We start from the raw sequence: 8,738 nt of genomic DNA, 5'->3' as shown, positions 1-8,738 counted from the left end.
CGGCCGCGCGCGCCGCCAGCGCCGGCCCGGCCGCCGCGGCCGCTCGCTGACGCCGCCGCCCCTCCTCGCCGCCGGGCGCCCGGCGGCGCTTCCCGACCTTTCCGGGACCGCAGCCGGGCGCCCGGCTGCGGTTCGGGTGAGGGTCCTTCCGCTCGCCCGCCGCGAGGAGGACCGTCAGGGTGTGGCTGATGACGACGACGTCCGGCGCCTGGCGCTCGCGCTCCCGGACACCACGGAGAAGCCCTCCTGGGGCACCCCGGGCTTCCGCGTCCACGACAAGCTCTTCGCCCGCCTGCACGACCAGCCCGGCGTGCTGGTGCTGCGGCGCCCCAGCGTCGAGGACGCCGAGGGGCTCGCCGCGGCAGACCCGGTGGCCTTCTTCCGCACGCCCCACTACGCCGGGTACCCGTACGTGCTGGCACGGCTGGCCGAGCTGGAGGTCGACGAGCTCGCCGAGGTGCTCCGCGAGGCCTGGGAGGTGCAGGCGCCAGCACGCCTGCGCGGCCGGCCCACCTGAGCAGCGGTCCCGCGCGGACGGTCCAGCCCCCCCGCGGCCCTTGCGGCCGGCCCCCTGCTGCGCGGTACCTTCCCCGCGGCGGGACGACGATGGTGACGTCTCGCCGCTCCCCTCCCCGGCCGCCGGGCTGCCGGCCCAGCGGTGTCGGCGGTGTCGGCGGTGTCGGCGCTGTCGGCGCCCGAGCCCACACTGGGCGCGTGACGGGTCCGCGCGAGGTGCTGCTGCAGCGGCGCGGACCCGACGAGGTGCTCGCCCGCGTGGACGGCGAGCGCGTGCGGCTGCGCGAGCCCGACCTGGCCGCCTTCGCGGCCGGCCTCGAGGGCTCCGGGCAGGGGCCCCGGTGGGTGTGGGACGACACCACCCGCTGGTACCCCGCGCTGCTCAGCGCCGGGGTCCGCGTGCAGCGGTGCACCGACCTGCGGCTGGTGCACCGGGTGCTGCGGCGCTCGCCGGCTGTCGACCAGCAGCGGCTGGGGGTCGCCGAGACGGCGGCCTGGGACGAGCTGGCGCCGCTGAGCTCCACCGCTGCCCCCGCGGGCGCGGCGGGCGGCGCGCCGGAGGGTCTGTTCAACCTCCACGTGCACGTCACCGCCCTGGACGCCGCCGCCGAGCACGCGGCGCAGCAGGCCGCGGTGGCGGCGTCCCCGCTGCGCGGGCGGCTGCAGCTGCTGGTCGCGGCGGAGAGCGCAGCGGCCCTGGTGGCCGCGGAGATGACCCACGCCGGGCTGCCGTGGCGCACCGACGTCCACGAGGCGCTGCTGGCGCGCGAGCTCGGGCCCAGGCCGCCGGCGGGGGAGCAGCCGGCCGTGCTGGCCGCCCTGCTCGGGCGGGCGCGGGAGGCGCTGGCCGCCCCGGCGCTGAACCCCGACAGCCCCGCCGACCTGCTGCGCGCGCTGCGCCGGGTGGGCCTGCAGCCGCCGGACACCCGCTCGGGCACGCTGTCCCAGCTGGACCACCCGGCCGTGGCGCCGCTCCTGGAGCACCGCCGCCTGTCGCGCCTGCACGCCGCCAACGGCTGGCGCTGGCTGCGCGAGTGGGTCCACGAGGGGCGCTACCGGCCCGACCACCTGCCCGGCGGGGTGGTGAGCGGGCGCTGGGCCGCGCAGGGCGGGGGCGCGCTGTCGGTGCCGGCGGTGCTGCGCCCGGCGGTGGTCGCCGACGACGGCTGGCGCCTGGTGGTCGCCGACGTCGCCCAGCTCGAGCCGCGCGTGCTCGCAGCGGTCAGCGGCGACCTCGACCTGGCCCGGGCCGCTGCGGGCGGCGACCTGTACCAGGGCGTGGTCGACAGCGGCGCCGTCGCCACCCGCGCCGACGCCAAGCTCGCGGTGCTCGGTGCCATGTACGGGGCCACCGCCGGCGGCGGTGGCCGCATGGTGGAGCACCTCGCGCGGCGCTACCCGCGGGCGGTGGAGCACCTCGAGGTGGCCGCTGCGGCGGGCGAGCGCGGCGAGGTGGTGAGCACCTGGCTCGGCCGCGGGTCACCGCGGCCGGCCGGGTCGTGGACCGAGCAGGCCCCGGACGTCCCGGTCAACGAGGCCGACCTGCGCGAGCGCCGCTCGTGGGGGCGCTTCACCCGCAACTTCGTCGTGCAGGGCTCGGCCGCGGAGTGGGCGACCAGCTGGGTCGCGCTGCTCCGCGAGGAGCTGTGGGCCCTGGGCGGGCGTGCGGGGGGTGCGGGCCGGGTGGAGCGGCGGCCGCACCTGGTGCTCTTCCTGCACGACGAGGTGCTCGTGCACACCCCGGCCGAGCTCGCCGACGACGTCGTGGTCGCCGTCCGGACCGCGGCCGAGCGCGCGGGGCGGCTGCTCTACGGGGAGTTCCCGCTCGCCTTCCCGCTCGACGTCCACGTGGGCCGCTCCTGGGCGGACGCCGACGCCGGCGGCTGAGGGGCGGGGGGCGCCTCGGCGCCGCGCTGCGCGGACCACCCGCCGCGAGGTGTCGGAACGCTGCCGCGAGGTGCCGGAACGCTGCCCCGAGGTGTCGGAACCCGGGCCGGGTTCCGACACCTCGCGCCAGGGTTCCGACCTGAGGGGACGGTGCTCCGGCACCTTCCTCCACGCGTCCGGCCCGGTCCGCGCCACCGCGGTCGGGCCCCTGCGCGTGCAGCGGCCCGCTGTCGCCGGGCGGCACTAGCGTCCGGGGCGTGGACGACGACGAGGTCCTCGCCTGGCTGCTCGAGTCCGACCCGGCCCTGCGCTGGCAGGTCCAGCGGGACCTCGCCGGCGAGCGGCGCGCGGTGTGGGAGGCGACGCGCGCCCGCACCGCCGTCGAGGGCTTCGGCGCGCGGCTGCTGGCGCTGCAGGACGACGACGGCCAGTGGGCGGGCGGCGCCTACTTCCCCCGGGAGGTCCGCGAGGGGACCTTCCCCGACGAGCCCGGCCAGCCGTACACGGCCACGACGTGGTCGCTGAACCAGCTGCGCGAGTGGGGCGTGCCCGCCTGCGCGCTGCGGCCGGGCACCGCGGCACTGCTCGCCGCCGTGCGCTGGGAGTACGACGACCTGCCCTACTGGGGCGGCGAGGTCGACGTCTGCATCAACGCGTTCACCCTCGCCGACGGCGCGTGGCTGGGCGCCGACGTCTCCCAGCTGGAGCGGTGGTTCCCCGAGCACCAGCTCGACGACGGCGGGTGGAACTGCGAGTGGGTGGAGGGCTCCACGCGCGCCTCGTTCCACTCGACCCTCAACGCGGTGGTGGGCCTGCTCGACCACGAGCAGCGCACCGGCTGCAGCGACGCCCTGCGCGCCGCCCGCCACCGCGGCGAGGAGCACCTCCTCGAGCGCCACCTGCTCCGGCGGCTCAGCACGGGGGAGCCGCTGGGGCCGTGGGCCACCTGCTTCGCCTACCCGTACCGCTGGGCCTACAGGGCGCTGCGCGCCGCCGACCACCTGCGGGCCGCGGCGCTGCACGACGGGAGGGCGCCCGATGCTCGGCTGGCCGAGGCGGTTCAGCTGGTCCGCGACGCGCGTGACGCCGACGGCACGTGGCACCAGCAGCTGCGCCACGAGGGCCGGGTGTGGTTCGACGTCGACGGCGGGGTGGGCGAGCCGTCCCGGTGGCTGACCTTCCACGCGCTGCGGCTGCTGCGCTGGTGGGACGCCACGGCGCCGTGACGGCGGGCGCCCGCCACCAGGCGGTGGCGGGCGCCCATGATCACGGTCGGTGGTCGCGGGTCAGAGGGCCAGGCGCGGGTAGTCGGTGTAGCCCTTCGCGCCGCCGCCGTAGAACGTGGAGCCGTCGGGCTCGTTCTCCGGAGCGCCCACGCGCCAGCGCTCGGCGAGGTCGGGGTTGGCGATGACCGGGCGGCCCACGGCGACGGCGTCGGCGACCCCGTCCGCGACCAGCTGCTGCGCGAGCTCGCGCGTGCTCGGCGCGCCGAAGCCGTTGTTGGCCACGAGCGGGGCGCCCACGCGCCGGCGCAGGTCCTGCACGAGGTGGCCGCCGAGGTCGGCGTGCAGCACCGACAGGTAGGCCAGGTCGAGGTCGGCGATGCCCGCGGCGAGCGCCGCGTAGGTGGCGGCCACGTCGTCGGCGTCCTGCTCGAGCACGTCCTGGATGTTGTGAGCGGGGCTCAGCCGCAGCCCGGTGCGTCCGGCGCCGACGGCCTCGGCCACCGCGCGCACGGTCTCCACCACGAAGCGGGCGCGGGCCTGCGGGGAGCCGCCGTACAGGTCGGTGCGGGTGTTGGAGGTGGGGGAGAGGAACTCGTGGAGCAGGTAGCCGTTGGCCCCGTGCAGCTCGACGCCGTCCAGGCCGGCGGCGACGGCGCGCCGGGAGGCGGTGACGAACTGCTCGCGCACCTCCTCGAGCTCGTCGAGGGTCAGCGCGTGCGGCGCCTCGTAGGGCTTCTTGCCGCTGGGCACGTGCACCTCGCCGCGGATGGCGAGGGCGCTGGGGGCGACGGTGCGGTCGGTGCCGGTGATGTCGGTGTGCGAGACGCGCCCGGCGTGCATGACCTGCATGACGACGGTGCCGCCGGCCTCGTGCACGGCCTCGGCGACGCGGCCCCAGGCGTCCTGCTGCTCGTCGGTGGTGATGCCCGGCTGGCCGGGGTAGCCCTGCCCCTCCGCGGACGGGTAGGTGCCCTCGGTGATGATCAGGCCGAGGCTCGCGCGCTGCGCGTACATCTCCGCCACGAGCTCACCGGGCACGCCGCGCTCACCGGAGCGCAGGCGCGTCAGCGGGGCCATGACGATGCGGTTGGAGAGCTTGAGGTCGCCGAAGACGGCGGGGGTGAAGAGGTCCACGGGAGGTGCCAACAGAGCCTCCCCGGTCGTGTGTTCCAGCCTTCAAGCACCACGTCGCGGCAGTGGCGGAGGGCACACTCAGGCCGGGGTCGCCCCCGGCACCTCCTCCGGAGCGGCACCCGGGGCCGTGGCCGCGCCGATGACGGCGGTCAGGGAGTCCCGCAGGCGGACCAGCTCCTCGACGTCCATCCCCAGCCGCGCCATGACGGCGCGCGGGACGGCCAGCGCCTGCTCGCGCAGCGCCGCCCCCCGCGCGGTCAGCTCGACGACGACGACGCGCTCGTCGCGCCCGTCGCGGGCCTTGGTGACCAGGCCCAGGGCCACGAGGCGCTTGAGCAGCGGCGACAGGGTGCCGGAGTCGAGCTGGAGCAGCCCGCCGAGCTCCTTGACCGACAGCCTCCGGTGCTGCCACAGCGCCAGCATGACCAGGTACTGCGGGTGCGTCAGGCCCAGCGGCTCCAGCACGGGCCGGTACAGCGCGATGACGCTGCGGGCCGCCACCGCCAGGGCGAAGCAGACCTGCTGGTCCAGGGCCAGCAGGTCGGGCTCGCGGGCGTGCGTGGCGGCGGTCACGGTGACAGCGTAGCGACTGGTGGCCTACCATCTGGTTGCCCACAACCGATCTGCCCGAGGAGGCGCCGCGTGTCGTTCCTGCGCAGGCTGGCCGGCCGGCTCGACCGCGCCGTCGGCTCGGTGGAGCAGAACCTCAAGGCCGTCTACGGCGGAGCGCAGGTCGACGAGCAGCAGGCGGGCACGCAGGCCGCGCGCGCCGAGCACCGCCTCTCCGGGGTCGCGGGCCAGTACGAGGTGCACCGCGACGCCACCGGCCGGACCTACCTGGTGTCCAAGCCCGCGGAGGGCGACGTCCGGTAGCGGCGGTGGGCGGGCGCGGGGCTCAGGCGCAGGCCACGCCGTCGCCGTCCCGGTCCAGGCGGGGGTTCCACCCGGGGTCGCCGCTGCGCAGGGGTCCGGCGCCGGCCTCCCGTGCGGCGGAGCAGCTGGCGTAGGGCGCCGTCGAGGCGGTGCCGCCGGGGGCGGTGCCCGTCTGCGCGTCGCCCGGGCCCACGCCGCCGTCGTCGCGGGGCAGCGGCTGGCGCGGGCAGGTGGCCAGCACGTCGGCCATCGCGTCGTGCTCGGCCTGGGTGACCCACGCCCCGTACTCCGCCTTGACGGCGATCTGGCGCGCCACGTACTGGCAGCGGAAGCCCTTGTTGGGCGGCAGCCACGTCGCGGCGTCGCCGTCGCCCTTGGCCGCGTTGAGGGGGCCGTCGACGGCCAGCAGGTTGAGGGGGTCGTTGGCGAACTGCTCGCGCTGCTGCGGAGTCCACTGCTGCGCGCCGGTCTGCCAGGCGTCCGACAGGGCCACGACGTGGTCGATCTGCACCTCGGCGCTGCGCGGCCCGCGCTGGAAGCGGATCTCCTTGGGCGTGTAGGGGTCCACGAGCACCCCGCTGGAGACCTGGCAGGGGTCGGTGCGGCTGAAGACGACGTCGGTGAGGTCGCGGGCGAGGACGTCGTCGCGGGTGTCGCACCCGTTCGCGTCGACGTCGCGCCAGGCCTGGCCGAACTGCTCGCGCGAGTAGCCGGTCTTGGGCGCCTTGCCCTTGACGGGCAGGCGCTCCAGCGCCGCCACCGCGGAGCCGGCGGGCGCGTCGTAGCGGTCCTGCGGTGCGGGCGCGAGCACGTCGTCGAGCACGCCGCCGAGGCCGCCGGCGGAGCGGGCGATGAGCACGAGGAGCACGAGGAGCACGACCGCGGCGACGACGACGCCGACGCGGGACCGCGCAGGACGCGATGCCCCCCGGGGGGAAGTCCGGGACACGCGCCGAGCCTGTCACGCCGGCACCACGCGCCGCAGGGCTCCCGGAGGCCCCTGTGGACGGCGGCCCCGGCGGCCGGCGTCGTCGTCGGTGTGTGGGCGGAGCGCCGCACGCCTTGTGCAGGACGTAGTAGTAATGCTACGAATAGATGCATGGGAAGGACCCCGCGCAGCAGTGAGGATGGGGTGCACGACCGCATCGCCGTGCTGCGGGCCGAGCGGCGCACCAGCCGCAAGGAGCTCGCCGAGGCCGTCGGCGTGCACCCGCAGACCATCGGGTACCTCGAGCGCGGCGAGTACAGCCCCTCGCTGGCGCTCGCCCTGCGCATCGCCAGGTACTTCGACCTCCCCGTCGAGGCCGTCTTCAGCCTCGACCCCCTGCCCCCGCTCAGCTCCGAGCTCTACGGAAGGACAGCCCGATGAACGCCGCGACGCCCACCCGCTCGACCACCCGGTCCGGCCGCCCGTCCGGCCTGGCCGCCACCTTCGAGGACGAGCGCTACTCCTGGACCCGCCGCCGCCCGACGCGCCGCGCGGCCGTCGTCGCCGAGGTCGTGCTGCTGCTGGCGATGGCCGCTGCAGCGGTGGCGACGGCCCACTCGGTCGGGTCCGTGCCGGCCTTCGTCGTGGTGTGGGTCGTCGGCTTCCTGGCCTTCATCCCGCTGCACGCAGTGGTCAACCTCGGCGTGCGGGGCGTGTTCGACCGGCGCGAGACCACCCTCGACGAGGTCCAGCGCACCATGCGCGACGCCTCGACCGCCGCGGTGCAGCCGCTGCGCGTCGGCCTCGGGCTGGTCGCGGTGGTCGCCGCCGTGGCGCTGGCCGTTGACGCGCCGGTGCCGACGCAGGGCTACGCGCTCGGGTTCGTCCTGTGGTTCGTCACCTGGCTCCTCTCCACCTGGCACCTCGCGTGGACCCTCCCGGAGGAGGACTGACCCCTCACCGTGGTCATGGTCCCCCGCAAGCGGGAGGTGCCCCCAGATCGGCCACCTCAGGTGGCTGGCGTCGCCGGCGTGGACCGCACCGGCGCCGAGCTCGCCCGCCGGTACTGGGAGCGGGTGGTCGCTCCGGTCGTCGCGCAGCGGTGGCCGGGACTCCCGCTCGCCGCGGGGCGGCTGGGCGGCGGCTCCGACGTGCTGGGCCTGGACGACGCGACCTCCCGCGACCACGACTGGGGCCTGCGGCTCACCCTCCTGCTCGACCCGGCCGAGCAGGGCGACGACGGCGCGCGCCTGGCCGCCGAGGTCGACGCCCACCTGCAGGCCTTGCTCCCGGACCGCTGGGACGGGCTGCCGGTGCGCTTCCCCGTCACCTGGGACCGGCGGGAGCACCACCGGGTGGAGGTGACCACCGTCCGCGCCTTCGCCGCCTCGCGGCTCGGGCTCGACCCGGCAGCGCCGTGGGACGCGCTGGACTGGCTCTCCCTGACCGGCCAGGCCGTGCTCGAGGTGGTGGCCGGGCCGGTCTTCACCGACACCACCGGTGCGCTGGGCGCGCTGCGGGAGCGGCTCGCCGCCTACCCGCCGCAGGTGGAGCTCGTGGTGGTCGCCACCGCCTGGAGCCGCCTGTCCCAGGAGCTGCCACTGGTCGGGCGCAGCGCGGACGTCGGCGACGACGACGGCTCGCGGACCACCGCCGCCCGGCTCGCGCGCGCGGCGGTCCACCTCGGCTTCGTGCTGGAGCGGCGGTGGGCGCCCTACCCGAAGTGGGCCGGGGTGCTGTTCGCCAGGCTGCCGCGCGCCGGGGCGGCGGCCCCCGGGCTGGGGCGGGCCCTCGCCGCGCAGCGGTGGCAGGACCGCGAGGCCGGGCTCGCCGACGCCCTGCGCGTGCTGCACGACCTGCAGCGCGAACAGGGGCTGCCGGTGCCGCGCGCCGCCGTCGAGCCGTTCTGGGGCCGGCCCTACCTCGGGGTGCCGGAGGACGCCGCCGAGCGGCTGCGCGCCGGGGTCACCGACCCCCTGCTGCGGGCCCTGCCGCCGGGCGTGGGGGCGGTGGAGCAGTGGGTGGAGTCGGTCGACGTGCTGACCCACCCCGACCGCCGCCGCGCGGTCACGGACGCCTGGCGCCCCTCCCGACCGTGATCGTGGGGGGGGGGGGGGGGGGGGGGGGGGGGGCCCCCCCCCGCCCGCGGGGCGGGGGGGGGGGGGGCCCCCCGC

Annotated in this window: 10 protein-coding genes; 7 read left to right on the top strand and 3 right to left on the bottom strand. The window is 77.2% G+C overall.

Going from position 1 to position 8,738, the window contains the following annotated elements; genetic code table 11:
* Positions 1 to 181: 181 nt before the first annotated feature.
* From ACUN9U_RS18185 to ACUN9U_RS18175, 3 genes are all read left to right on the top strand, one after another.
* Complete coding sequence (locus tag ACUN9U_RS18185; RefSeq protein ID WP_445486407.1) at positions 182 to 517, top strand: MmcQ/YjbR family DNA-binding protein; 336 nt, start codon at positions 182 to 184, stop codon at positions 515 to 517.
* A 197-nt stretch (positions 518 to 714) separates the two neighbouring features.
* Positions 715 to 2,403: a bifunctional 3'-5' exonuclease/DNA polymerase gene (locus tag ACUN9U_RS18180; RefSeq protein ID WP_445486406.1), complete on the top strand. Its 1,689-nt coding sequence runs from the start codon at positions 715 to 717 to the stop codon at positions 2,401 to 2,403.
* 257 nt (positions 2,404 to 2,660) lie between these two features.
* On the top strand, positions 2,661 to 3,629 hold the full coding sequence (locus ACUN9U_RS18175; protein WP_445486405.1) for a squalene cyclase: 969 nt from the start codon (positions 2,661 to 2,663) through the stop codon (positions 3,627 to 3,629).
* A 60-nt stretch (positions 3,630 to 3,689) separates the two neighbouring features.
* Here the strand turns inward: ACUN9U_RS18175 and ACUN9U_RS18170 are convergent, their stop codons facing one another.
* Both ACUN9U_RS18170 and ACUN9U_RS18165 read right to left on the bottom strand, forming a co-directional pair.
* Complete coding sequence (locus tag ACUN9U_RS18170; protein ID WP_445486409.1) at positions 3,690 to 4,763, bottom strand: alkene reductase; 1,074 nt, start codon at positions 4,761 to 4,763, stop codon at positions 3,690 to 3,692.
* Between the two features lie 78 nt (positions 4,764 to 4,841).
* On the bottom strand, positions 4,842 to 5,336 hold the full coding sequence (locus ACUN9U_RS18165; RefSeq protein ID WP_445486404.1) for a MarR family winged helix-turn-helix transcriptional regulator: 495 nt from the start codon (positions 5,334 to 5,336) through the stop codon (positions 4,842 to 4,844).
* Between the two features lie 69 nt (positions 5,337 to 5,405).
* Here ACUN9U_RS18165 and ACUN9U_RS18160 point away from each other — a divergent pair, with 69 nt between their 5' ends.
* On the top strand, positions 5,406 to 5,636 hold the full coding sequence (locus ACUN9U_RS18160; protein ID WP_445486403.1) for a hypothetical protein: 231 nt from the start codon (positions 5,406 to 5,408) through the stop codon (positions 5,634 to 5,636).
* A gap of 22 nt (positions 5,637 to 5,658) precedes the next feature.
* On the opposite strand, the gene ACUN9U_RS18155 is transcribed toward ACUN9U_RS18160, so the two are convergent.
* Positions 5,659 to 6,489 carry a GmrSD restriction endonuclease domain-containing protein gene (locus ACUN9U_RS18155; RefSeq protein ID WP_445486408.1) on the bottom strand — a complete coding sequence of 277 codons (831 nt, stop codon included), beginning with the start codon at positions 6,487 to 6,489 and terminating at the stop codon, positions 5,659 to 5,661.
* A gap of 246 nt (positions 6,490 to 6,735) precedes the next feature.
* Here ACUN9U_RS18155 and ACUN9U_RS18150 point away from each other — a divergent pair, with 246 nt between their 5' ends.
* From ACUN9U_RS18150 to ACUN9U_RS18140, 3 genes are all read left to right on the top strand, one after another.
* The gene (locus ACUN9U_RS18150) at positions 6,736 to 7,005 is read left to right on the top strand and encodes a helix-turn-helix transcriptional regulator (protein ID WP_445486402.1); all 270 of its coding nucleotides are present in this window, start codon (positions 6,736 to 6,738) and stop codon (positions 7,003 to 7,005) included.
* Positions 7,002 to 7,517, top strand: a complete 516-nt coding sequence (locus tag ACUN9U_RS18145; protein WP_445486401.1) for a hypothetical protein — start codon at positions 7,002 to 7,004, stop codon at positions 7,515 to 7,517. The genes ACUN9U_RS18150 and ACUN9U_RS18145 overlap by 4 nt, the downstream gene beginning before the upstream one ends.
* A 78-nt stretch (positions 7,518 to 7,595) precedes the next feature.
* A complete protein-coding gene (locus ACUN9U_RS18140) occupies positions 7,596 to 8,663 on the top strand; it encodes a DUF4037 domain-containing protein (protein WP_445486400.1) in 1,068 nt (355 codons plus the stop codon).
* The last annotated feature ends 75 nt before the right edge of the window (positions 8,664 to 8,738 follow it).

Source organism: Quadrisphaera sp. KR29, assembly GCF_052644995.1.
The sequence above is the reverse complement of the archived record's forward strand: the minus strand, read 5'-3'. Positions and strand labels throughout refer to the sequence as shown.